Origin of the sequence: Actinomycetospora succinea, from assembly GCF_004363095.1 — a bacterium.
GTDB classification, from domain to species: domain Bacteria; phylum Actinomycetota; class Actinomycetes; order Mycobacteriales; family Pseudonocardiaceae; genus Actinomycetospora; species Actinomycetospora succinea.
Genome location: NZ_SNYO01000013.1, coordinates 80,099 through 104,230 on the forward strand (window position 1 = coordinate 80,099; position 24,132 = coordinate 104,230).

At 75.5% G+C, this 24,132-nt stretch carries 17 protein-coding genes; 11 read left to right on the forward strand and 6 right to left on the reverse strand.

Going from position 1 to position 24,132, the window contains the following annotated elements; translation table 11 throughout:
- Nucleotides 1-37 precede the first annotated feature (37 nt).
- Nucleotides 38-2,971, reverse strand: coding sequence for an FAD-binding and (Fe-S)-binding domain-containing protein (locus EV188_RS28785; RefSeq protein ID WP_133829766.1), 2,934 nt, complete (start codon nt 2,969-2,971; stop codon nt 38-40).
- A 111-nt stretch (nt 2,972-3,082) separates the two neighbouring features.
- Between EV188_RS28785 and EV188_RS28790 the strand changes: the two genes are divergently transcribed.
- The 4 genes from EV188_RS28790 to acs all read left to right on the forward strand — a co-directional run bounded on the left by EV188_RS28790 (nt 3,083) and on the right by acs (nt 6,651).
- Nucleotides 3,083-3,517, forward strand: a complete 435-nt coding sequence (locus tag EV188_RS28790; RefSeq protein WP_166660145.1) for a CoA-binding protein — start codon at nt 3,083-3,085, stop codon at nt 3,515-3,517.
- Nucleotides 3,514-4,029 (forward strand): STM3941 family protein, encoded by a 516-nt coding sequence (locus EV188_RS28795; protein WP_133829768.1) that lies wholly within the window; start codon nt 3,514-3,516, stop codon nt 4,027-4,029. Before EV188_RS28790 ends, EV188_RS28795 begins: the two co-directional genes overlap by 4 nt.
- Nucleotides 4,029-4,640 (forward strand): protein-L-isoaspartate(D-aspartate) O-methyltransferase, encoded by a 612-nt coding sequence (locus EV188_RS28800; RefSeq protein WP_133829769.1) that lies wholly within the window; start codon nt 4,029-4,031, stop codon nt 4,638-4,640. Before EV188_RS28795 ends, EV188_RS28800 begins: the two co-directional genes overlap by 1 nt.
- Nucleotides 4,641-4,731: 91 nt before the next feature.
- A complete protein-coding gene (acs, locus tag EV188_RS28805; RefSeq protein ID WP_133829770.1) occupies nt 4,732-6,651 on the forward strand; it encodes an acetate--CoA ligase in 1,920 nt (639 codons plus the stop codon).
- A 9-nt stretch (nt 6,652-6,660) separates the two neighbouring features.
- Here acs and EV188_RS28810 read toward each other — a convergent pair whose 3' ends face one another.
- Complete coding sequence (locus tag EV188_RS28810; protein WP_133829771.1) at nt 6,661-7,572, reverse strand: SDR family oxidoreductase; 912 nt, start codon at nt 7,570-7,572, stop codon at nt 6,661-6,663.
- A gap of 38 nt (nt 7,573-7,610) precedes the next feature.
- Nucleotides 7,611-9,332 carry a malto-oligosyltrehalose trehalohydrolase gene (gene treZ, locus EV188_RS28815; RefSeq protein ID WP_243742074.1) on the reverse strand — a complete coding sequence of 574 codons (1,722 nt, stop codon included), beginning with the start codon at nt 9,330-9,332 and terminating at the stop codon, nt 7,611-7,613.
- Nucleotides 9,333-9,462: 130 nt separating this feature from the next.
- On the opposite strand from treZ, the gene EV188_RS28820 reads away from it, so the two are divergent.
- Nucleotides 9,463-14,475 (forward strand): SpoIIE family protein phosphatase, encoded by a 5,013-nt coding sequence (locus EV188_RS28820; RefSeq protein WP_166660146.1) that lies wholly within the window; start codon nt 9,463-9,465, stop codon nt 14,473-14,475.
- 11 nt (nt 14,476-14,486) lie between these two features.
- On the opposite strand, the gene EV188_RS28825 is transcribed toward EV188_RS28820, so the two are convergent.
- Both EV188_RS28825 and EV188_RS28830 read right to left on the reverse strand, forming a co-directional pair.
- Complete coding sequence (locus EV188_RS28825) at nt 14,487-15,131, reverse strand: response regulator transcription factor (protein ID WP_133829774.1); 645 nt, start codon at nt 15,129-15,131, stop codon at nt 14,487-14,489.
- Nucleotides 15,128-17,233 (reverse strand): sensor histidine kinase, encoded by a 2,106-nt coding sequence (locus EV188_RS28830; RefSeq protein ID WP_133829775.1) that lies wholly within the window; start codon nt 17,231-17,233, stop codon nt 15,128-15,130. The genes EV188_RS28825 and EV188_RS28830 overlap by 4 nt, the downstream gene beginning before the upstream one ends.
- A 142-nt stretch (nt 17,234-17,375) precedes the next feature.
- Here EV188_RS28830 and EV188_RS28835 point away from each other — a divergent pair, with 142 nt between their 5' ends.
- The 6 genes from EV188_RS28835 (at nt 17,376) to EV188_RS28860 (ending at nt 22,105) form a co-directional block, all read left to right on the forward strand.
- Nucleotides 17,376-18,131: a hypothetical protein gene (locus EV188_RS28835; protein WP_133829776.1), complete on the forward strand. Its 756-nt coding sequence runs from the start codon at nt 17,376-17,378 to the stop codon at nt 18,129-18,131.
- Between the two features lie 44 nt (nt 18,132-18,175).
- Nucleotides 18,176-18,814: a hypothetical protein gene (locus EV188_RS28840; RefSeq protein WP_133829777.1), complete on the forward strand. Its 639-nt coding sequence runs from the start codon at nt 18,176-18,178 to the stop codon at nt 18,812-18,814.
- A 149-nt stretch (nt 18,815-18,963) separates the two neighbouring features.
- Complete coding sequence (locus tag EV188_RS28845; protein WP_243742075.1) at nt 18,964-19,959, forward strand: aldo/keto reductase; 996 nt, start codon at nt 18,964-18,966, stop codon at nt 19,957-19,959.
- Nucleotides 19,960-20,015: 56 nt separating this feature from the next.
- On the forward strand, nt 20,016-20,813 hold the full coding sequence (locus tag EV188_RS28850; protein WP_133829779.1) for an alpha/beta fold hydrolase: 798 nt from the start codon (nt 20,016-20,018) through the stop codon (nt 20,811-20,813).
- A gap of 76 nt (nt 20,814-20,889) precedes the next feature.
- A complete protein-coding gene (locus EV188_RS28855) occupies nt 20,890-21,069 on the forward strand; it encodes a hypothetical protein (RefSeq protein WP_133829780.1) in 180 nt (59 codons plus the stop codon).
- 10 nt (nt 21,070-21,079) lie between these two features.
- Nucleotides 21,080-22,105 (forward strand): ferric reductase-like transmembrane domain-containing protein, encoded by a 1,026-nt coding sequence (locus EV188_RS28860; protein WP_133829781.1) that lies wholly within the window; start codon nt 21,080-21,082, stop codon nt 22,103-22,105.
- A gap of 142 nt (nt 22,106-22,247) precedes the next feature.
- On the opposite strand, the gene nhaA is transcribed toward EV188_RS28860, so the two are convergent.
- The gene (gene nhaA, locus EV188_RS28865) at nt 22,248-24,128 is read right to left on the reverse strand and encodes a Na+/H+ antiporter NhaA (RefSeq protein ID WP_133829782.1); all 1,881 of its coding nucleotides are present in this window, start codon (nt 24,126-24,128) and stop codon (nt 22,248-22,250) included.
- Nucleotides 24,129-24,132 lie beyond the last annotated feature (4 nt).

The following is a 24,132-nucleotide window of genomic DNA, read 5'->3' on the forward strand; positions in this document are numbered from 1 at the left end:
GCCGGGAAATTCGCTCACAGAGGCCGGACGGAGTACCTCACCAGGGGAGGGGTTCCGGGGGGAGGCCGGCGGCGAGGAGGGTCGCGAGGTGGTCGCCGCGCCGGTCGGTGAGCTGGTCGATCTGTGTGCGGCACGAGAACCCGTCGGCGACGACGGCCGTGTCGGTGGAGGCCGACCGCACCCGGGGGAGCAGCACCTGCTCCCCGCACGCCACCGACACCTCGTAGTGCCCCTGCTCGAACCCGAAGTTGCCGGCGAGCCCGCAGCAGCCCGAGTCGAGCACCTCCACCTCGGCTCCGCCGCGGCGCAGCACGGCGGTCTCGGCGCCGTAGCCGCCGGTCGCGTGCTGATGGCAGTGCTGCTGCACGATCACCTCGCGGCCGGCGATCCCCGGCGGCGCCCAGTCCGGCGCGCGCTCGGCGAGCAGGCGCCCGAGGGTCGTCGTCGCCGCGGCGATCGCGTCGGCGCGCGGCCCGGGCAGCAGATTCGGGGCGTCGTCGGTGAACACCGCCGTGCAGCTCGGCTCGAGGCCGACGATCGGCATCCCCGCGCCGACCGCCGGGGCCAGCGCATCGAGCGTGCGCCCGAGCACCCGCGCGGCGACGCCCAGCTGGCCCGTCGTCACCCACGTCAGCCCACAGCACAGCTCGCGCTCGGGCAGGCGCACCCTGAACCCCGCCGCCTCCAGCACGCGCACCGCGTCGGCGCCCGCGCGCGGGTGCAGGAACTCGGTGAACGTGTCGGGCCAGAGCAGCACCTCGCCGCGCTCGCCGGTGCCCCGCGGCCCGCGGGCGCGGTACCAGTGCGAGAACCGCGGGGTGGCGAACGCGGGGATCGCGCGGCGCTCGTCGATGCCGCCGGCGCGCTTGAGCAGGCCGGAGAGCCGCGACGACGTCACGCGATTGACCAGGGAGGCCAGCGGTGACGCCACCCGCGACAGCGCCGGCAGCCAACCCATCGACAGGTGCGACCGCGGCCGGCGCCACGGCCGGCGGGCGTAGTGGTGGTGCAGGAACTCGGCCTTGTAGGTCGCCATGTCGACGTTGACCGGGCAGTCCGACAGGCAGCCCTTGCACGCCAGGCAGAGGTCGAGGGCGTCGCGGACCTCGGTGGAGCGCCAGCCGTCGGTGATCGGCGAGTCCGCGTGCCCGCGCAGCATCTCCCAGAGCAGCCGCGAGCGCCCACGGGTGGAGTGGTGCTCCTCGCCGGTGACCCGGTACGAGGGGCACATGACGTCCCCGTCGGTGCGCCGGCACCGCCCGACGCCGATGCAGCGCTCGATCGCGCGGGTGAAGCGCCCGTCGTCGGACGGGTAGGCGAACGCCGACGCGGGCTCGGCGGGGTCGTAGTCGGCGCCGACGTGCAGGTGCTCGTCGAGGCGGTAGGGGTGCACGACCTTGCCGGGGTTCATCCGGTTCCGCGGGTCGAACAGGGCCTTCACCGACTCGAACGCCCGCACCAGCTCCGGGCCGTACATCCGCTCGAGCAGCTCGCCGCGCGACTGCCCGTCGCCGTGCTCGCCCGAGAGCGACCCGCCGTACTTCACGCACAGGTCCGCCGAGCGCTCCATGAACGTGCGGTAGTCGGCGACGCCCGCGGGCGTGCGCAGGTCGAAGGGGATGCGCGTGTGGATGCAGCCGTGCCCGAAGTGCCCGTAGATGGCCGTGCTCCCGGTGAACCCGTACTCCTCGAGCAGCGCGACCCACTCGGCGAGGTAGTCGCCGAGCCGGTCGGTGGGCAGCGCCGCGTCCTCCCAGCCCTCGTAGTTGTCGACGCCGGTGCGCGGGTCGCGGGCCGACACCGGCAGCGCGGACTCGCGGATCGCGAACAGCTCGGCCTGCTGGGCGCGGTCGGTGACGGTGAGGATCGTCGGGCCCTGCGCCGTGAGGTCGGCCGCCAGCGCCTCGGCGCGGGCCACGGCGCGGCCGGCGTCCTCGTCGCGCATCTGGACCATCAGCCAGCTGTGGCCCTCGGGCATCGCGGCCATCGCGTCCTGGTGGAAGCCGCGGACCCGCTCGAACTCGACGATGTTGCGGTCGATGCACTCCAGGAAGTGCGGCGCGTGCGGCAGGATCGCGTCGACGCACCGGGCGGCCGCGACGACGTCGGGGAACCCCAGCACGACCAGCGCGGTCTCCGGCGCCTCGACGACCAGGTCCAGCTCGGCGTGCAGCACCGTGACCAGCGTCGACTCCGTGCCGACCAGCGCGCGGGCGAGGTCGAACCCGGCTCCCGGCACGAGATCGTTGAGGTTGTAGCCCGAGACGCGCCGCGGGATGTCCGGGAAGCGCGCCGCGACGAGGCCGGCGTGGTCCTCGGCGATCGCCCGCAGCCCGCGGTAGATCTCCGCGCGGCGGCCGCCCGCCGCCTGGATCGCCGCGTACTCCTCCTCCGACGTCGGCCCGACCCACATCCGCAGGCCGTCGTAGGTGAGCACCTCGAGGCGCCGGACGTTGTCGGCGACCTTGCCGAACACCTGGGCGGTCGAGCCGCAGGAGTTGTTGCCGATCATCCCGCCGAGCGTGCAGCTGACGTGCGTCGCGGGCTTCGGGCCGTAGATCAGGCGGCCGGGCAGGGCGGCGTTGAGGTCGTCGAGCTTGATGCCGGGCTCGACGACGCAGGTGCGGGCGTCCTCGTCGACCGAGACGATCCGGGTGCAGTACTTCGACCAGTCGATCACCACGGCCGCGTTGCAGCACTGCCCGGCGAGGCTCGTGCCGCCGCCGCGCGAGAGCACCGGCACGTCGTGCTCGCGGCACACCGCCAGCGCCTCGACGCCGGCCTCGATCGAGCGCGGGACGACGACGCCGATCGGCACCTGGCGATAGTTCGAGGCGTCGACCGCGTACGCGGCCTTCGAGCCGGCGTCGAAGCGGACCTCGCCGTCGACGCGTTCCCGGAGAGCCCGTTCGAGCGACTCCTCCGCGCTCTCCGGACGGGTGCGGGGGGAGGGGAGATCGACGGTGGCCACGGCACGACTGTCTGTGCGTCCCCGGTGCGACGCAAGTTTCCCAGCCCCGTGAGCACTTTCCGGCGCTGGAGGGCAGGAATGTACTCACGTGGGGTGCGGGAGGATGGGGGCGTGGGATCGGGGACGGGGCTGGTGGACGACGCCGCCGTGGGCGCGCTGCTGACGCAGGTGCGGCGCGTCGCGGTGCTCGGCGTCTCCGACCGCTTCAACCGCCCCAGCTTCCGGCTCGCCGCCTACCTCCTCGACCGCACGGCGTGGACGGTCGACCTGGTCAACCCGCACGTCGTCGAGACCCTCGGCCGGCTGTGCGCCCCGGTGCTCGCCGACGTGCCGACGCCCGACCTCGTGGTGGTCTTCCGTGCCCCCGCCGCCTGGGAGGCCGTGGTGGACGAGGTCGCGGCGGTCGGCGGGCGCGCGGTCTGGCTGCCCGCCGGGGTCGCCGACGGCAACACGACGGCCCGGACCATCGCGCGCGCCCAGCGCTCCGGCGTCGAGGCCGTCGCCGACCGCGACCTGCGCGCCGACCACAAGAGGTGGTGCCCGTGAGCTCCGGCCTCACCCGCGAGCCCGACCGTCTCGAGGTCCGCGCGCCCCGCACCGCGCCGGTGGTCACGCTGGTCACCGGCGTGATCGGCCTCGCCGCCGGTGTGTGGCTGGTGCTCGCCGGCGGCACCGCGAGCGTGGTCCTCGGCGTCGTGCTCGTCCTGTTCTTCGGCGTGGGCGCGGTCCGGGCCGCGCTGCGCCTGGCCCGCGGGAAGCCGTTGCTGATCGCGACCGGAGACGGCATCGACGACGGCGGGTCGATCGTCGCCGCGGGGTTCCTGCCCTGGTCGGAGATCGGCGGGATCGACGTCCTGCCCGCCCGCGGCGGGTCGATGCTGGTCATCGGCGTCCGCGACCCCGAGGCCGTGCTCTCCCGGACCACCCCGGCGCGGGCGCGCGTCGGGCGGGCGCAGGCCGGGCGGCTGGGGAGCCCGGTCGTGCTGCCGCCGACGGTGCTGCCGGTGCCCGCCGACGAGCTCGCGGCCGATCTGGAGCGTCTGCGGCCGGACGTCTGATGAGCGACCACGGACGGCGCCGGCGGGAGATGGTCGCGGGCCTGCGCGAGCAGGGGATCACCGACGAGCGGGTCCTCGCGGCCATGGGCCGGGTGCCGCGGCACCGGTTCGTGCCGGCGCACCGGGCGGACGAGGCCTACGGCCCCGGGCCGCTGCCGATCGCCTGCGGCCAGACGATCTCGGCGCCGGCGATGGTGGCCGCGATGGCCGCCCTGCTGGGCCTCACCGGACGCGAGCGCGTGCTCGAGGTCGGCGCCGGCAGCGGCTACGCGGCCGCGGTGCTCTCCCTGCTCGCGCGCCAGGTCGTCACCGTCGAGTACCACCCCTCGCTCGCCGCGTCCGCCCGCGCCGCGCTCGCCGCGACCGGCCACGCCGTCGAGGTCCGACACGGCGACGGTCGCCTCGGCGCCCCCGACCGCGCGCCGTTCGACGCGATCTCGGTGGCCGCGATGGCCGAGGGCGAGGTGCCCGCCGCCCTGCTCGAGCAGCTCGCCGACGACGGCGTCCTCGTCTGCCCCGTGGGGCACGGGCGCCACGGCGACCTCGTGCGGATGCGCCGCGACGGCAGCGCGGAGCGCCTGATCCCCGTGTCCTTCGTCCCGTTGCTGTGATGGCCGACGGCCACGTGAGTGATCCGGGTCGTCATGGCGACCCGGATCACTCACGTGGGCCGCAGGCCCCTCCACCGGGCACACGCCGGGCATGACCGAGGTCGTCCCGCCCCCGCCCGAGCTCGCGGCCACCGCGACCGTGCCCGCCGCCGAGGCCGCGGCGCTGCGCGAGCGCGCCGCCGCCGACCCCGCGGCGTTCTGGCTCGAGCAGGCCCGCCGCCTGGAGTGGTCGACGCCCCCGACCGAGTCCTACGACGGCGCCGACTTCCCGTTCGTCCGCTGGTTCGCCGACGGCACGCTCAACGTGGCGCGCAACTGCGTCGACCGGCACGTCGAGGCCGGGCAGGGTGACACGACCGCTCTGCTGTGGGAGGGCGAGCCCGGCGACGAGCGCCGCGTGACCTACGCCGACCTGCAGGCCGAGGTCGCCCGCGCCGCCCATGCCCTCACCGCGCTGGGCGTCGGGCGCGGCGACGTCGTCGTCGTGTACCTGCCCGTGCTGGTCGAGACCGTCGTGGTGATGCTCGCCTGCGCGCGGATCGGGGCAGTCCACTCGATGGTCTTCGGTGGCTTCTCCGCCGAGGCCCTGCGCTTCCGCGTGCAGGACGGCGGGGCGAAGCTCGTGGTCACCACCGACGGCCAGTACCGCCGCGGGAAGGCCGTGCCCGTCAAGGAGAACGCCGACGCCGCCGTCGAGGGCGTCCCCTCCGTCGAGCACGTCCTCGTCGTGCGGCGCACCGGTCAGGACGTCCCGTGGACGGCGGAGCGCGACGTGTGGTGGGACGAGGCCCTCGCCGACCGGCCGGCCGAGCACACCGCGGAGGCGTTCCCGGCCGAGACGCCGCTGTTCCTGATCTACACCTCGGGGACGACCGGCAGGCCCAAGGGCCTCGTCCACACCATAGGCGGCTACCTCACCCAGACCGCCTGGACCGCGTGGGCCTGCTTCGACCACCGGCCCGACGACGTGTACTGGTGCCAGGCCGACCTGGCGTGGGTCACCGCCCACACCTACGAGGTGTACGGGCCGCTCGCCAACGGCGTCACGCAGGTGCTCTACGAGGGCACGCCCGACACCCCGCACCGGGGCCGCCACTTCGAGATCATCGAGAAGTACGGCGTGACCGTGTACTACACGGCGCCGACGCTGGTCCGGACGTTCATGCAGTGGGGCGAGGAGGTCCCGGCCGCCCACGACCTGTCCTCGCTGCGCCTCCTCGGGTCGGTGGGCGAGGCCATCAACCCGGAGGCCTGGCGCTGGCTGCACCACCACGTCGGGGCCGGCCGGTGCCCGATCGTCGACACGTGGTGGCAGTCCGAGACGGGCGCGGCGATGGTCGCCCCGCTGCCCGGCGCCACGGCCCTGAAGCCGGGGTCGGCGACCCTGCCCCTGCCGGGGATCTCGGTCCGGGTCGTCCACCCGGACGGCACCGCCTGCGGGCCCGACGAGGGCGGGCTGCTGGTCGTCGACCGACCCTGGCCCGCGATGGCACGGACGGTCTGGGGCGACCCCGACCGGTTCGTCTCGTCGTACTTCGCCGACTTCCGCGACCAGGGCTGGTACACGGCCGGGGACGGCGCCCACGTCGACGCCGACGGGTACGTCTGGCTCGAGGGCCGCGTCGACGACGTCATGAACGTCTCCGGCCACCGGCTCTCCTCCATCGAGGTCGAGTCCGCGCTGGTGAGCCACCCGCGGGTCGCGGAGGCCGGTGTCGTCGGCGGCCCCGACGAGACCACGGGGCAGACGATCGTCGCGTTCGTCGTGCTGCGCGGTGAGGACGACGCGACCGACCCGACCGCCGACCTCCGGGCGCACGTGGCCCGCGAGCTGGGGCCGGTCGCCCGGCCCTCGCGCGTGGTCGTCGTCGACGCCCTGCCCAAGACGCGGAGCGGGAAGATCCTGCGCCGCCTGCTGCTCGGCGTCACCCGCGGCGAGGAGACGGGCGACACGACCTCGCTCGTCGATCCGGAGGGCTTCGCGGCCCTCGCGCGGAGCTACCGCGCCTGATCAGGACGATCACCGGTACCCCGTGACGTCCGCCGGCCTCCCCGCGTCCTGCACCTCCACGATGTAGCGCCACGCGTCGGGCCGCGAGCCGTCGAGGTCGTCGACGCCGTACGCGCGGGCCAGCTCGCCCGACGACGTCGACGCCGCGTTCCACCGGTGCCGCGCCGGGTCGGCGGCCAGCGCGGCGATGCCGCGCCCCACGAAGCGCGGGGTCTCGGAGATCGCGAAGTGCGGCTCGCCGTCGAGGGCGTCGCGCCAGGTCTCCTCGGTGACCCCGAAGTGCTCGAGCATCATCTCCGAGCGCAGCCAGCCCGGCGTCACGGCGACCGCGGTGCCGCCGTGGCCGGCCAGCTCGTGCGCCCACGACCGCGCCAGCCGGATCGGCGCGATCTTCGCCAGGTCGTAGTAGACGTTGAGCCGGTACTGCGCGGCGTTGTACTCCGCGGTCCCGTCGGTGACCTCGACGACGAGCCCGCCCGGCCGTCGCGCGAGCAGCGGCAGCGCGTGGTGGGCGGTGACCAGGTGGGTGTCGATCGCGAGCCGCAGCGTCCGCAGGCCGTTGGCGAGGTCGTGCTCCCAGACCGGGACGTCCCACTCGACCAGGAGCTCGCCGCCCCAGATGTCGTTCACGAGCACGTCGAGGCGGCCCTGCTCGTGCTCGATGCGGGCCACGAGCGCGGCGACGGCGTCCGGGTCGAGGTGGTCGGTCGGCACCGCGATCCCCGTGCCGCCCGCCGCGGTGACGAGGTCGGCGGTGTCCTCGATGGTCTCGGGCCGCCGGTACTCGGAGCGGCGCTCGCGGGTGCTCCGTCCGGTGCACCACACGGTCGCGCCCGCGGCCCCGAGCTCGACGGCGATCCCGCGTCCGGCTCCCCGCGTGGCCCCGGCGACGAGCGCGACACATCCGCTCAGATCGGTCATAGGGGGCACGCTCGCACGGCCCCCCGACAACCCCGGACCTACGTCCGCACCAGGGCGAACGACTCCGCGGGAACGGTCAGGGAGGAGTCGGCGGCGTCGACGCCCGCCGGCGCGAACAGCACGTCGGCGGCGGCCACGGGCAGCGTCGCCGGGGACGCCCCCAGGTTCACCGCCAGCCGCAGCCCGCCCCGGTGCACGACCAGCGTGCGCGCGTCGTCGTCGTGCTCGACGCGGACCGGGTCGAGGTGCGGGTCGGTGAGCTCCGGGTGGGCGCGGCGCAGGGCGATGAGCCTGCGGTAGACCTCGAGCAGCTCGGCGTGCGGCGTCCGCGAGGGCTCCGACCAGTCCAGCCGCGACGCCTCGAACGTCGCGAGCGCCGTCGGGTCCGGCACCTCGGCGGCGCCCCAGCCGTGCTCGGCGAACTCCTTCGTGCGCCCCTCCCGCACGGCCTCCTGCAGGCCCGGGTCCTCGAAGCCGACGAAGAACGCCCACGGTGTCGCGGCGCCCCACTCCTCGCCCATGAAGATCATCGGGGTGTAGGGCGAGCAGAGCACCAGCGCCGCGCCGCAGGCCAGCAGCCCGGGGGAGACGGTGGCCGAGAGCCGGTCGCCGCCCGCGCGGTTGCCGACCTGGTCGTGGTCCTGCAGGTAGGCGAGGAACCGGTGCCCGGGCGTGCGCAGCAGGTCGACGGGCCGCCCGTGGGTGCGGCCGCGGAACGTCGACCAGGTGCCGGCGTGGTGGAAGGGGTGGTGCAGGACCTCGGCGAGCGCCGAGAACGCGCCGAAGTCGGCGTAGTACCCCTGGGTCTCGCCGGTGAGCGTGGAGTGCAGGGCGTGGTGGATGTCGTCGCACCACTGCGCGTCGAGCCCGTACCCGCCGGCCTCGCGCGAGGTGACGAGGCGCGGGTCGTTGAGGTCCGACTCGGCGATCAGCGTCAGCGGGCGGCGCAGGTGGGCCGACAGGGAGACGACGTGGTCGGCCATCTCCTCGAGCAGGTGCGTCGCCCGGGCGTCGCGCAGCGCGTGCACGGCGTCGAGGCGCAGGGCGTCGACGCCGTAGTCGCGCAGCCACATCGTGACGTTGTCGAGGATGTAGGCCCGCACCGTGTCCGAGCCCGGGCCGTCGAGGTTCAGCGACGGCCCCCACACGTTCTCGCCGAGGAAGTACGGCCCGAACCGGTCGAGGTAGGCGCCCGAGGGTCCGAGGTGGTTGTAGACGACGTCGAGCACCACGCCCAGCCCGCGTGCGTGGCAGGCGTCGACGAAGCGGCGGAACGCCACGGGGCCGCCGTAGTTCTCGGTGACCGCGTACCAGAGCACGCCGTCGTAGCCCCAGCCGCGCGTGCCGTCGAAGGCGTTCACCGGCATGACCTCGACGAGGTCGACGCCGAGGTCGACGAGGTGGTCGAGGCGCTCCTCGGCCGCGGCGAACGTGCCGCCCGGCGTGAAGGTGCCGACGTGCATCTCGTAGATCACCGAGCCCGGCAGCGACCGGCCCGTCCAGGCGGCGTCGGCGGGGGAGGGCTCGACCTCGATCAGCCGCGACGGCGCGTGGACCCCGTGCGGCTGCCACCGCGACCGCGGGTCGGGCAGCGGGTCGCCGCCGTCCAGCGAGAACGCGTAGTCGGTCCCGGGGCCGGCCCCGGGCACGGTGACGGTCCACCAGCCCTGGTCCCCGGCGGCCATCGCCTCGGTCCTGTCGTCGAGCACCAGCCCGACCGAGGTGCTCTCCGGCGCCCATACCGCGAACTCGTGTGCCACGGCAGCGATGCTTCCCGACGAGCCCCCTGCGCATGCGTGGTGCGCCACCGGGATGATGAGCCCGGATCGAGACGTCCACCACGGCGAGGTGGGACGATCCGGTCGTCCACAGCGGCACGGGGGCGGTGACATGGGGAGCGACGTCTCACCCGGCACGCAGGCGCTGGTCGCGGGCGGCGGGCGGGTCGGCGCCGACATGGCCACGGTCGACTGGACCGCGACGCCGCTCGGCGAGCCGGAGCAGTGGCCGACGCCGCTGCGCACCGTCGTGCGGATGCTCCTGACGTCGCGCTTCTCCATGTGGATGGCCTGGGGCCCGGAGCTCACGGTCTTCTACAACGACGCCTACTGGCGCGACACGCTGCAGTCGAAGCACCCGTGGGCGCTCGGCAAGCCGGCGCACGTCATGTGGTCGGAGATCTGGCCCGACATCGGCCCCCGGATCGCCTCGGTGCTCGAGACGGGCATCGCGACCTGGGACGAGGACCTGCTGCTGTTCCTCGAGCGCAGCGGCTACCCCGAGGAGACCTACCACACCTTCTCCTACAGCCCGCTCGCCGACGCCGACGGCGGCATCGCCGGGATGCTGTGCGTGGTCACCGAGACCACCGAGCGCGTCATCGGTGACCGGCGGCTGACCACGATGCGCGACCTCGGCACGGCGATGGGCCCGGCGCGCTCGCGCGACGAGGTCCTCGGCGCGGTGGAGCGCACGCTCGGCGAGAACGACCGCGACCTGCCGTTCTCCCTGGTCTACCTGGTCGACGAGGACGACGGCGTCGCGCGCCTGGCCGCGAGCTCCGGCGTCGCCCCCGGCTCGCCGGTGGCCCCGGCGACGGTCGTGCGCGGCGCCGGTCCCTGGCCCGCCGAGCGGCTCACGACGGGCGCCCCGGTGCTCGTCGACGACCTCGCCGCGCGCTGGGGCGACCAGGTCCCGCACGGCGCGTGGGACCGGCCCGCCACGCAGGCCGTGCTCGTCCCCTTCGCCGCCGCCCCCGGGGAGGGCGAGGCCGGGATCGCGGGCTTCCTCGTCGCGGGCGTCAACCCGCACCGCCGCTACGACGACCGCACGGCGAGCTTCCTGCAGCTGCTGGGCGGGCAGATCGCCGCGGGCCTCACGCACGCCGGCGGCTTCGAGGCCGAGCGGCGGCGCTCGGACGCGCTCGCCGAGCTGGACCGCGCCAAGACGGAGTTCTTCTCCAACGTCAGCCACGAGTTCCGCACCCCGCTGACCCTGATCATGGGCCCGGTCGAGGACCTGCGCGACGCGCGCGAGATCGACCCGGAGCACTGGCGCCACGAGCTCGAGATCATCTACCGCAACGGCAGGCGGCTCGGCCGGCTGGTCAACAGCCTGCTCGACTTCTCGCGGCTCGACGCCGGCCACCGGCAGGCGCACTACGTGCCGACCGACCTCGGGCAGGCCACGGAGGAGCTGGCCGGCATGTTCCACTCGGCGATGGAGCGCGCCGGCCTCGAGTACGTGGTCGACAGCGCCCCGCTGGGACGCCCGCTGCTGCTCGACCGGGACGCCTGGGAGAAGGTCGTCCTCAACCTGATCTCCAACGCGCTGAAGTTCACCACCTCCGGCTCGGTGTCGGTCCGGGTGGAGGCCACCGACGACGAGGCCGTCCTGCACGTCGCCGACACCGGCGTCGGGGTGCCCGCCGCCGAGCTGCCCCGCCTGTTCGAGCGTTTCCACCGCGTGGAGGGGGAGGGCGCGCGCTCCGGGGAGGGCAGCGGCATCGGGCTCGCCCTGGTCCGCGAGCTCGTCGGGCTGCACGGCGGCGAGGTCAGCGCGGCGAGCGAGTTCGGCGTCGGCACCACGATGACCGTCACGCTGCCGTTCGGGCGGGCACCCATCCCTGCGGACGAGGTCGTCGACGAGCCCGCGCCCGCGGCGGGGCCGTCCGCGGACGCGGAGTCGTTCGTCGCCGAGGCGATGCGCTGGCTGCCCGATCCCGACGAGCCCGGGACCGGTCGACCGGAGGAACGCACCGACCTCGCCCGGGGCCGCATCCTCGTCGCCGACGACAACGCCGACATGCGCTCCTACCTGCACCGCCTGCTCGCCCCGCAGCACGACGTGCGCGTCGTGACCGACGGCGAGGAGGCCCTGGTCGCGGCGCAGGAGAACCCGCCCGAGCTGGTCGTCTCGGACGTGATGATGCCGCGGCGCGACGGCCTCTCGCTGCTCACGGCCCTGCGCGCCGACGAGCGGACCGCGCGGGTGCCGGTGCTGCTGCTCTCGGCCCGCGCCGGGCAGGAGGCCGCGGTCGAGGGCCTCGCCGCGCAGGCCGACGACTACCTGGTCAAGCCGTTCACCGCCGCCGAGCTGCGGGCCCGCGTCGACGCCCACCTGCAGCTCGGCCGGGCGCGCCGCCGCGCGGAGATCCGGTTCACGGCGATGGCCGACCTCGCCCCGGCGATGATCTGGGTGGCCGACGCCGACGGCGCACGCACCTTCCACAACGCCGGGTGGCGGCGCTTCACCGGGCGGGCCGACGCCGACGAGCGCGGGCAGGGCTGGTTCGCCGGGATGCACCCCGACGACCGCGAGCGCTACCGGGACACCACGTCCGCGGCGATGGCGGGCGGGCGCGGCTGGGAGATCGAGTACCGGCTCCGGCGCGGCGACGGTCACGACGGGGCGTACCACCGGGTCGCCGAGCACGCCGTCCCGCTGCCCGGCGAGGCCGGCGTCTCGGGCTGGGTCGGCAGCTGCATCGACGTCCACGCGCGCTGGCTCGAGACGGAGCGCCAGCGGCTGCTCGCCCGCGTCGGGGCCGAGCTCGACGGCGAGCCCGAGATCATGGACCGGCTCGAGAGCCTCGTGCGCCTGCTCGTCGAGGTGGGTCTCGCGGTGCGCGCCACCGCGCGGTCGGTCGACGAGGACGGCGTGCCCGGCCGGGGGCGCGCGGCCACGGCCGCCGACGGCGCGGACGTCACCACGGTCCCGCTGTCCCCCGACGGGGTCGGCGAGGGCGAGCGGCGGGCCCTGGACGCCCGCGCCGCGGTGACCGAGTCCGGTGTCCTGCACCTCCCGCTGACGGTGCGCGACCACCCGGTCGCCCTGCTCACGCTCGCCCGCGCCGAGGGGGCGCCCGGCTGGAGCGAGGACGACCTCGACCTGGTCGAGGAGATCGCGGCCCGCGCCGCCCTCGCCCTCGACAACGCCCTCCTCCTCGCCGAGGAGCGCGCCACGGCCGCCCGGCTCTCCCTGCTCCAGCGCGCCACCACCGAGCTCTCCGCGGCCGCGACGCCCGCCGAGGTCGCCGACGTGACCGTCGGGCACCTCCGCTCGCTCTTCGGCCCCTCGGCGCGGGTCGCGGTCTTCGAGTACGACCCCCGCACCGGCAACCTCGCCCCGCTCGCCGCCGTGAACGTCGACCCGCCCGTCGTCACCCGCGGGCGCGAGTCGCCGACGATGGTCGGGGCCGCGATCGACAGCGGGGAGCCGCTGTGGCTGGTCGGCGGCGGCCCCGAGACGCTGGACGCCGAGCACCTGCGGGCGACGCTGCGCGAGGCCGGCATCCGGGGCGCGATGGCGCTGCCGCTGGTGGCCGCGGGGGTCACGGTCGGCGCCATCGGTGTGGGCCTGCCCGACCGCTTCCGCGTCCCGCGCACCGAGCGCATCGCCCTGGTCGCGCTCGCCGAGCCGTGCGCGATCGCCCTCGACCGAGCGCGGCTCTACCGCGCCGAGCACCAGATCGCCGACACCCTGCAGCGCAGCCTGCTCCCGCAGGCCCTGCCGACGCTCGACCGCCTCGGGCTCGCCGTCCGCTATCTGCCCGGCGCGACCGGCACCCAGGCCGGCGGCGACTGGTACGACGTCGTCGAGCTCGACGAGCACCGCGTCGCCATCGCCGTCGGCGACGTCGTCGGGCAGGGCACGGCGGCGGCCGCGGTCATGGGCCAGCTGCGCACGGCGCTGTCCGGGTACCTGCTCGCCGGGCACGGGCCCGCCGAGGCCCTCGGCCTGCTCGACGGCCTGACCTCGCGCATCCCGGGCTCGCAGGCCTCGACCGCCCTGTGCCTGACGCTGGACACGAGCACCGGCGAGATGCGCTACGCGCGCGCCGGGCACCTGCCCGCCCTGCTCGCCCCCGCCGACGGCGGCGCGGTCCACCTCCTCGAGGACCCGGCGGGCCACGGCCCGCTGCTCGGCCTGCCGCCCGGCCTGCGCGACCACGGCGAGGCCGTCATGACGATCGAGCCCGGCGGCGTCCTCGTGCTCTACACCGACGGGCTCGTCGAGCGCCGCGGCGAGACCCTCGACGAGGGGTTCGAGCGGCTCCTCGCGTCGACCGAGCGCCACCGCGCCGCCGCCCCCGACGCGCTCGCCGGGGCGCTGCTCGCCGACCTCGGCACCCGCTCCGACGACGTCGCCCTCGTCGTCGCGCGCCTCGCGCCCCCGCCCCTGGAGCTGACGCTGCCCGCGCGGGCGGACGCCCTGGCGACCCTGCGCCGGCGCACGTCGCGCTGGGCCCGGGCGGCGGGCCTGTCCGAGGTGGTCCTCGGCGACCTGCAGCTCGCCCTCGGCGAGGCCGCCACCAACGCCGTGGAGCACGGCTACCGCGACGACGACGGGTCCGGCGAGGTCGCGGTGCGGATCGCGCGGCGCGCCGACGGCTCGACCGACGCGAGCGTGGTCGACCACGGCACCTGGCGCCCCGCGCCGGCCGACCCCGGGTTCCGCGGCCGGGGCCTGACGCTGCTGCGCGAGGTCAGCCGCGACGCCACCGTGACCACCTCGCCCGACGGCGGCACCCGGGTCGCGTTCCGGATGGAGCCGGGCGAGGAGCAGCCGGTCGCGGCCACGGCGACGGGGGAGGAGCGCCGGCCCGGGACCCCGGCCTCGATCGCGGTCGACGACACGGGCGACGCCCGCCGCGTGGTGCTCGCCGGCGACCTCGACCTCGGCGGGGCCGCCGACTGCCGCGACGCGCTGCTCGGGGCGGTCGACGGGATGTCGCTGGAGATCGACCTGCGCGGCGTCGGGCACCTGGCCAGCGCCGGGGTCGGCCTGGTGCTCGAGGCGCTCCAGGCGGCGCGGCGCCGGGGCGGCGAGGTCCGGCTGACGACGGCGCCCGGGAGCCCGGCCGCGCGGGTGCTGACGCTCGCGCTGCCCGGCGAGCACTGACCGGGCCTGCCTCAGGCGCGCCCCAGCCCGGCCTCGCGGGCCCGGACGATGGCCTCCGCCCGGTCGGCGACGTGCAGCTTCGTGAAGATCGCCGACACGATGTTGCGGACGGTCTTGGGCGAGAGGAAGAGCGCCGAGGCGATCTGCGGGTTCGCCCGCCCCGCCGCCACCAGGTCGAGCACCTCGCGCTCGCGAGCGGTCAGCTCCGGGAAGACGTCGACGGTGGCCTGCCGCGGGGCGAGGAACTCGACCACCCGCCGGGCCAGCGCCGGCCCGAAGATCGCGTCGCCCTCGGCGACCGCGGTCACCGCCCGGACGATCTCGTCCTTGGTCGCGCCCTTGAGCAGGTAGCCGCGCGCCCCGGCACGCAGCGCGGCGAAGACGGTCTCGTCCTCCTCGCTCATCGTCAGCACCACGACGCCGACGGCGGGGTCGGCGTCGACGACCCGGCGGGTGGCGGCGATCCCGTCGAGCTCCGGCATCTGCACGTCCATGACGACGACGTCGGGGCGCAGCGCCGCGGCGGTCTCGACGGCGGCCATCCCGTCGGTCGCCGTGCCGACCACCTCGATCCCGTCGACCGTGGCCAGCAGGCCGGCCAGGCCGTCGAGGTAGACGGGGTGGTCGTCGGCCAGGACAACGCGGATGTCGCTCAACGGATCTCCAGCGGCAGGTCGGCGGTGACGACGGTGCCGCCGTCGGGCGGGCAGGACACGCTCGTGCGCCCCCCGAGCTCGGCGGCGCGCTCGCGCAGCGACAGCGTCCCGACGCCCGCGACGACGTCGGCGCCGATCCCGCGCCCGTCGTCGGCGACGGTGACGACGAGCCGGTCGGGCCGGTGCTCGAGGGTGACGTCGGCGCGGGTCGCGCCGGCGTGGCGGACGACGTTGGTCATGGCCTCCGAGGCGATCCGGAACGCAGCGACCTCGGCGGCGGCCGGCAGCTCGCCGACCTCCCCGTCGACCTCGATCACCAGCCCGTCGCCGGAGAGCCGGCGGGCCTGGCTGCGCAGCGCCCCGAGCAGCCCGAGCTCGTCGAGCGCGGGCGGGCGCAGGTCGTGGACGAGGCGCCGGACGTCGGCGAGCAGGGTGCCGACGTCGGTGACGGCCTGCGCGAGCACCCCGTCCGCGGCCGCGGGGTCCCTGGCGGCGAGGCCGCGCGCGGTCTCGATGCGCAGGGTCACCGCGCCGAGCCCGGGGCCGAGGCTGTCGTGCAGGTCGCGGCGCAGCCGCCGGCGCTCCTCCTCGCGGGCGGTCACCAGGTCCACGCGGGCCTGCTGCAGCGACGCCGACAGCGCGCCGGCGCGCGCCGCGGCCGCGGCCTGGCGCAGGAGGTCGCCGAGGAGGCGCTGGTCGGCGTCCGAGAGCCGGCGCCCCTCGTCGACGACGACGCGCCCGATCGTCTCGTCGCGGTAGCGGATGGGCAGCACGGCCGTCGGACGGTCGGTGTGCCCGTGCTCGACCACGGCCAGCGCGCCGTCGGCGCGGTCGATCTCGACGCGGACGTAGGGCAGCCGGAACGCCTCGGCCACCGACCGGGCCAGTGCCGCGAGCTGCTCGCCGGGCGCGACCGCGGTCTCCAGCCGCCCGGCCAGGGTGGCCACGGCGGCGTAGGGGTCGTCGCGGGAGCCGCGGGTCAGCCGGCGGGCGGCGCCCCAGAGCCTGCTGCGCAGCGGCGTGTAGAGCACGGCGACGATCGCCACGGCGAGCAGGCCCGCGTCGCGACCCCCGAACGCCGCGCCGGCGACGAGCAGGACCAGCCCGTCGACGGCGAGCACGAGCAGGCCCAGGGCGAGGGCGACGACGGTCGTGGGCAGGAGGCGGTCGATGTCGTAGAGGCGGTGGCGGGTGATCGCGACGACGACCGCGGAGCTGGTGACCGCGATGCTCGCGATCAGCCCGATCATGAGCCACGCCGGCGGCAGCGCCTGCACGACGGCCATCGCGAGCGCCGACACCGCCCCGGCCCACACCAGCCAGCGCATCTGCAGCCGGCGCCGGCCGCGCGCGGCGCGGTAGCGCGCGGCCACCACGACCAGGGCCGTCAGGAGGCCGACCGCCGGCAGGAGGCGCGCCACGGCGAAGATCGTCGGCCACCACGGCAGGTCCAGCGTCAGCTGGTCGAAGGGCAGGGCGGCGATCGGGGCGGGGGTGTCGCCGCCGGAGAAGGCGCGGGCGACGTCGGCGGGCACGAGCACGGCGACGACCGGCATGACCGCCGTCGCGGCGACCGCGAACACCGCCACGGCCCGCCAGGCGCGGGGGCGCGGGAACCGCCCGTCGGGGAACAGCACCATGAGCAGCGGGAGCCCCACGATCGCGAAGGCACCCCAGCGGTAGCCGAGGTGGAGGCCGAGGACCGCACCCGGGAGCTCGGGGTGGCGGTAGACCGCGAACACCATCCACGCCGACGCGAGGCCGCCGATCATCCACAGGACGCCGGACGCGACGAGGACCCAGCCGATCGGGTGCCGGGGACGGTCCCGCAGCACCAGCAGGCCCGGCAGCAGCTGCGCGAGGCCGGCGACCGCGTTGGGCCAGCCCGCCGCCGTGTCGATGGACCGCGGCAGCGTCAGCCCGCGGCCGGAGACGTCGAGGACGACCGCGAGCACCCCGAGCGCGACGGCCACGGCCCCGACGGCGAGGACGGTCGTGGGGCGGCGGCGTCGCGGGGTCTCGTCGTCCCGGTCGCTCGGGCGGCCGGCGGGGTCGGCGGGCGCCGTCGCGGGCGCGACCGACTCGCCGACCTCCATCGCCATGCGGTGATCGTGGCAGCTCGGGCGGGCGGTGTCCCCGGACCGGCGTCCCGTCGTGTGTCCCGGGGGACCGGGACATCGACGGGACCGGGGCGGGGCCCGCGGCCCTGCCGCCGGGGACGGCCGGGAGCCGAGAGTTCTCGTCATGCCGCAGGCCGACCGCAGCCCGACTCCTCGACCGGCCCGCCCGCTCGACCGACTCCTCACCGACCCCTTCACCCGGGAGCCCGCCGTGACGACGATCCGCACCACCCCCGCCCGCGTCCGCACCGACGCCCCCCGGACCGACGTGGATCGCCCGAGCGCCCCCGTGGCGTCGGCGGTCCCGTCGACGCGGTCGCTCCGCCTCCTCGGCGCCGGGCTCGCCGCCGGCGCCACGGCCTACGGCGCCGCGTTCATCGGCCTCGGCATCACCCGGGGCGAGGCGGCGACCGACGGCAGCTTCGCGTCGGACCTCTGCGGCCTGCTCTTCCAGCTCGGCGTCTTCTGCCTGCTCGCCGCGATGTGGCGCACCGGCGCGGCCGGCACGTCGCGGCTGGCCCGCACCATGATCATCGTCGAGGCCGTGATCCTGGCGGTCGCGACGGTGCAGTCGGCGCTGACCCTGCCGTCGATGGGCGGCGAGTGGAGCACCGCCGCGGTGGTCCTCGACCCGTTCTGGCCGCTGTCGATGCTCGGCATGGCGGTCCTGGGCGTGAAGGTCGCCGTGGCCGGCCGCTGGCGCGGGGTACTGCGGGCGTGGCCGGTGGTCGCCGAGACGTGGTTCTTCGTGGCGATGCCGGCGCTCCTCGTGCTCGGCCCGGCCCTCGGCGCGGTCGTCGCCGGCGCCCACTTCCTCGTCGGCTACGCCGTCCTCGGCCTGTTGCTCGTCACCCGTCCGGACCTCGCGGTCCGCGCCTGATCACCCCGACCCGAACGCCGTCCACCCTGCCGAAGGAGCCCACGATGACCACCGCCTCCCGCCCCGAGTTGCCCGCGACCGCCGGCGCCGCGCCGTCCACCCCGTCCCGATCGCCGGGGGTGTCGCCGCCCTCCGGCGCGCTCCGCGTGCTCGGTGCCGGCCTCGCGGTCGGCGCCGCGGTCTACGGCGTCTGCTGGCTGTTCTTCGAGGGCGCGACGGGCGGCGGCTTCGTCATCGACCTCAGCGGCATCGCCCTCCAGCTCGGCGTGTTCTGCCTGCTCGTGGCCCTCTGGATCACCCGCGGCACGGGGACCGGGCGCGTCGGTCGCGGCCTCCTGGTCGTCGAGGCGGTGATCCTCGGGATCGCGACGATCCAGTCGGCCTTCGCCGCCGCCGCGGGCGGCGGGGAGTGGGGCACGGTCGCGACGGTGCTCGACCCGTCCTGGCCCCTGTCGATGCTCGGGATGGTCGTCGTCGGCGTCACCGTCGCGGTCGTCGGGCGCTGGCGCGGCGTCCTGCGGGTCTGGGCGCCCTTCGCCTGCTCGTGGCTGCTGATCGGTGCGGCGGCCGTGCCCCTCGGCGACGTCGTCGGCCCGGTCGTGGCCGGCGTGCACTTCCTCGTCGGCTACGCGGTGCTCGGCGTCCTGCTGGCCGTGCGCCCCGACCTCACCTCGCGCGCCTGACCCGCTGTCCTGACCGAAGGGCACCTTCGCTCGGTCTCTCCGAGCGAAGGTGCCCTTCGCTCATGTCACGTTCCCGTCCGAGGGGTCGCGGGCAACCGACCGGCATGGAGTACCGCACTCTCGGACGGTCGGGCCTCAAGGTCTCGACGATGACCATGGGCACGATGACCTTCGGCGGCAAGGGTGGCTTCGAGAAGCTCGGCGCCACCGACGTCGAGGGCGCCACCCGCCAGATCGACCTGTGCGTCGACCACGGCGTCAACCTCGTCGACACCGCCGACATGTACTCGGCGGGCGTGTCCGAGGAGATCGTCGGCCAGGCGACGAAGAACCACCGCGACGACCTGTTCCTCGCCACCAAGTGCCGCTTCCCGATGGGTGACGGCCCGAACGACGGCGGGGCGTCGCGCCAGCACATCGTGAAGAGCGTCGAGGACAGCCTGCGCCGCCTCGACACCGCGCACATCGACCTCTTCCAGCTCCACGGCTGGGACGGCGTGACGCCGCTGGAGGAGACGCTCGAGGCGCTGGACACCCTCGTCAGCAAGGGCAAGATCCGCTACATCGGCTGCTCGAACTACTCGGCCTGGCACATCATGAAGGCCCTCGGCGTCTCCGAGCGCGGCGAGTACCAGCGCTTCGTGTCCCAGCAGATCCACTACACGCTGCAGGCCCGCGAGGCCGAGAACGAGCTCGTGCCGGTGTCGATCGACCAGGGGCTCGGCATCCTCGTCTGGAGCCCGATCGCCGGCGGGCTGCTCTCAGGCAAGTTCCGCCGCGGCCAGGACGACCCGGAGACCTCGCGGCACCTCGGCGAGTGGTCCGAGCCGCCGGTCCACGACCGCGAGCGCCTCTACGACATCATCGAGGTCGCCGCGGAGATCGGCGACGCGCACGGCGTCTCGGTGGCCCAGGTCGCCAACGCCTGGCTGCTGCGCAAGCCGGGCGTCACCTCGCTGGTCGTCGGCGCCCGCACCGAGGAGCAGCTGGCCGACAACCTCGCGGCCGCCGAGCTCGCGCTCACCGACGACGAGGTCGCCCGCCTCGACGAGGTCAGCGCGACGCCGCTGCTCTACCCGTACTGGCACCAGAAGAACACGATCACCGACCGCCTCTCGCCGGCGGACGCGACGCTGCTGGGCTGACGTCCGGCCCCGGACCGTCCTGGTGACGGTCCGGGGGCGGCGCCACACTCGGCGTCGTGCCGGGACCGAGCCACCACGTCGTCTCCGCCGACGGGACCGCGATCGCGCTCGAGCGCGTGACCGACGGGGCGCGGCCCCTGGTGACGTTCCCGGGCGCGACCGCGCCCCGGGGCATCTGGGGCCCCACCGCGGCGGGGCTCGACGGGCGGTTCGCCGTCTGGCTCGCCGACCGGCGCGGCAAGGGCGACTCGGGCGACACCGAGCCGTACTCCTTCGAGCGCGAGTACGAGGACGTCCGAACGGTGGCCGCGTGGTTCGGCGGCGAGGCGGTCGTCGCCGCTCACTCCTCGGGCGCGGTCTGCGTCCTCGGCGCCGCGGCGTCCGGTGAGCTGCCGGCGGCCGGCCTCGTGCTGTACGAGCCGCCGTGGCCGCTCCCGGGGCGCGCCGACGACACGGAGACGCTGGACGCCATGGACGCCCGGCTCGCGGCGGGCGATCCGGAGGGGGCGCTCGAGATCGGGATGCTCCGGCTGGTGCAGGCGCCGCCCGCTGCGGTCGAGGGCATGAAGCGCGCGCCGTCGTGGCCGCAGCGCGTCGCCGCGGTGCACACCTGGACGCGCGAGGGCCGGGAGCTCGTGCGGATGCCGGAGGGCACCGACGCCCTGCGCGGCGTCGGCCTGCCCACGGTGATGCTCCTCGGTGAGCAGAGCGCCGAGCACCTGCACGCCTCCACCCGCGCCGTCGCCGACGCGCTGACCGACGCCGTGGTCGTCGACCTCCCGGGCCAGGCCCACGCCGCCCTGATGACGGCGCCGGACCTCGTCGCGGCGGCGATCCTGCGACACGCCGGATGATCACGCCGACCCCTGACCGGGGTCACACTGCGCGATCGTCCATCCTGGTGGCCGGGGAACACGGAGGGAGACGCCGGTGCCCGGTCGCCGCACGGCGAAGGCCGCACAGCACGAGCAGAACAAGCGCACGATCGTCGAGCTGACCGCCTGGATCACGGTGGCGGCCGCGGTGCTGGTCGTCGCGCTGCACGCGGGCATCTCGGCGTCGTCGACGGCCGCGGACGTCCCGCGCGTCACCACCGCCGAGTACCGCTGAGTCCCGTCCCGTGATCGAGCTCTGGAACGTCTCGCGGGCGCTCGGCCTCGTCGCGCTCCTGCTCCTGGGCGTGGTGCTCGCGCTCGGCGCGCTGCACAACACGTCGCTGACCAGGGTCCTCGGACAGGCCCTGCCGCGCTTCGTGCTCGTGGCCCTGCACCGCAACCTCGCGCTCATCACCGTGGTCTTCGTGCTGCTGCACGTCGTGACGGTGCTGGTGACGCCGTACCTGCCGCTGCGGTGGTACCACCTCGTCGTCCCCTTCACGGCCTCGTTCAACCCGTGGCCGGTCGCGCTCGGGGCGGTGTCGCTCGACCTGCTGCTCGCCGTGGTGATCTCGTCGAGCCTGCGGAAGTACCTGTCCAAGCGCGCCTGGCTCGTCGTGCACTGGACGAGCTACGTGTGCTTCCCGGTGGCCGTCGCCCACGCGGTCGCGAACGCGTCGTTCCGCGGCGGGACGTGGTGGACGCTGCTCGTGCCACTGGTCGCCACCGGACTGGTCGTCGCCGCCCTGCTCTACCGGCGCGCCGCCCGCCGGCACCCGGCCCTCCCGCTCGCCGAGCGCGGCCGCACCGACCCCGCCGAGGCGAAACGCGCCGCCGACACCGCGACGGGCTCACAGCCGGTGGTGCGCGTGGACGACGCCGAGGCGCCGGGCGCACCCGCGCCGCGCGAGGGCGGGGCGAGCGAGGTCCCCGAGCGCGCGGACGGAGCGAACGCGCCGTTCGCTGCTCCCGACGCAGCGAACGCGCCGTTCGCTGCGTCGGCGTCGGGCGCGGCGGGCGGGGACACGCCGGCGCGGCGCGGGGTGCTGCGCGAGCTGAAGGTCGTCGCGCGGCCGGGGACGGAGACGCCGACGGACCGCGCCGCCCCGGCGGCCGCCGAGGTGCCGATGTCCCGCGCGGCCGACCGACCCCGCCGCAGCCGGCACGCCGCCGACCCGGACGACGACGCGGGCGCCGACGCGCAGACCGACACCATGGCCGGCCCGGAAGCGCCGACCGTCGCCCTCCCGCCGCGGCCTCGCCGACGCTGACGGGGACCCGCCCGCGGCGATTACTGGCTGGTACGTCTCGCCAGGCGAGGAATACCAGCCAGTAACCCATCTCGGCGCGCTGCGAACGGGGACTTCGCGCGCCGAGGAGCCGCGAACACCACGTTCGCTGCAGCAGGGTGGGTCAGCGCGGGTCGGCGACGTTCCCGCTGCTCGCGCGCATCCGCTCCAGCTCGCCGATGAGGGTCTTGGCGTCGTAGGGGCCCACGTGGCGCTGGGGGACCGCATCGCCGGCGGCGAGGTAGAAGGTCGGCGTGCCCGGGAGGTCGCTGCTCCGGGCGTCGATCTCGTCGTCCTCGACGTGGTTCTCGGGGTCGCCCTCGCGGAGGTCCTCCTCGAGGCGGTCGATGTCGAGGCCGAGGTCGGCGCAGTAGGCGATGAGGTCGTCGCGCTCGAGGGCGTCGGCGTGGGCGAAGAACGTGTCGTGCACGTCCCAGAACCGGTCCTGCCGGGCGGCCGCCTCGGCGATCTCGGCGGCGCTGCGGGCGTGGGGGTGGACGTCGTCGAGCGGGAGGTGGCGGAACACGTAGCGCATGTCGTCGCCGAAGTGCTCGCGGACCTGGCGGATGTTGCCGGTCGCCTTGCCGCAGAACGGGCACTCGAAGTCGCCGTACTCAACGATGGTCAGCGGCGCGCCGACGGGGCCGCGGATGTGGTCGCGGCGCGGGTCGACGGGACGCAGCAGGTCGCGCGAGGGCTCCTCGGGCAGGAACGACCGGCCCGCGCGGAACACCACGGCGCCCAGGCCCAGCGCGATCACCGACCCCGCGAGCACGCCGACGCGGGCCGTGTCGGCGAGCACCTCGTCGTCGAGCGCCAGGTCGACGATGAACAGCGAGATCGTGAACCCGATGCCCGAGAGCGCCGCGCCGCCCGCGATCTGCGGCATGGTCAGCCCGGGCGCGAGGCTCCCCGGCCGCAGGCGCGCCAGCACGGCGGTCGCGCCGGTGATCCCGACGAACTTGCCGACCACGAGTCCCAGCACGATGCCCCAGAACAGCGGCGACACGATCGCGGCGCGCAGCGTCTCGGCGGTCAGCGGCACGCCCGCGTTGGCCAGCGCGAACACCGGCACGATGATGAACGCGGTGTAGGGCTGCCAGAGGCGCATGAGGCGCTCGTTGACCGACACCGCCCGCTCGAGCCCGAGCCGGGCGCTGCGCGCGTACTCGGGGTTGGGCGACTGGCGGAACGCCCTGGCGAGGGCCGCGGCGCGCTCGACCTCCTTGCGCTTCGGCGGATAGACCGGCAGCAGGAGCGCGATCAGCACCCCGGCGAGCGTCGCGTGCACGCCGGACTCGTAGAGCGCCAGCCACGTCACGAGCGACACGACGAGGTAGCCCCCGCCGCGCCAGACCCGCAGGCGCCGCAGCTGCCAGATGATCAGCAGCCCGACGATGCTGACGATCAGCGGGACGACGTGGACCTCGTCGGTGTAGACGAGCGCGATGATCGCGAGCGCGCCGACGTCGTCGGCGACGGCGAGGGTGAGCAGGAAGATCCGGAGACGCTCGGCGCGCCCCGGCCCGATCACCGCCAGCGCGCCGAGCAGGAACGCCGTGTCGGTCGAGATGACGACGCCCCAGGCGGAGGCCGCCGGCCCCGACGGGTTGAGCAGCAGGAACAGCACGGCCGGCAGCGCCAGCCCGGCGACCGCGGCGGTGAGCGGGACGGCGGCCTTGGACCGGTCGCGCAGCTCGCCGAGGGCGAACTCGCGCTTGACCTCGAGCCCGATGACGAAGAAGAACAGGGCCATGAGGCCGTCGTTGACCCAGTGCTGCAGGTCGAGGTCGATCGACCAGTCGCCCAGCGAGATCGCCAGCGGGGTGTGCCAGAAAGCGTCGTAGGTCGAGCCCCACGGCGAGTTCGCCCAGAGCAGCGCGAGCACCGTCGCGCCGAGCATGAACACCGCCGCGAGCGACTCGCTGGCGTCGCCCCGGCGCGCCTGGGAGATCCGCTCGAGGACACCGTGCCAGCGGGGACGGCTGTCCGTCACGTCGGCCATGACC

Coding starts and splice junctions, on each gene's coding strand:
- EV188_RS28820 (WP_166660146.1), top strand. CDS start 9,463: ATGGGGAGCGACGTCTCACCCGGCACGCAGGCGCTGGTCGCGGGCGGC.
- EV188_RS28840 (WP_133829777.1), top strand. CDS start 18,176: ATGACCACCGCCTCCCGCCCCGAGTTGCCCGCGACCGCCGGCGCCGCG.
- acs (WP_133829770.1), top strand. CDS start 4,732: ATGACCGAGGTCGTCCCGCCCCCGCCCGAGCTCGCGGCCACCGCGACC.
- EV188_RS28845 (WP_243742075.1), top strand. CDS start 18,964: ATGACCATGGGCACGATGACCTTCGGCGGCAAGGGTGGCTTCGAGAAG.
- EV188_RS28830 (WP_133829775.1), bottom strand. CDS start 17,233: ATGGCGATGGAGGTCGGCGAGTCGGTCGCGCCCGCGACGGCGCCCGCC.
- EV188_RS28800 (WP_133829769.1), top strand. CDS start 4,029: ATGAGCGACCACGGACGGCGCCGGCGGGAGATGGTCGCGGGCCTGCGC.
- EV188_RS28835 (WP_133829776.1), top strand. CDS start 17,376: ATGCCGCAGGCCGACCGCAGCCCGACTCCTCGACCGGCCCGCCCGCTC.
- nhaA (WP_133829782.1), bottom strand. CDS start 24,128: ATGGCCGACGTGACGGACAGCCGTCCCCGCTGGCACGGTGTCCTCGAG.
- EV188_RS28810 (WP_133829771.1), bottom strand. CDS start 7,572: ATGACCGATCTGAGCGGATGTGTCGCGCTCGTCGCCGGGGCCACGCGG.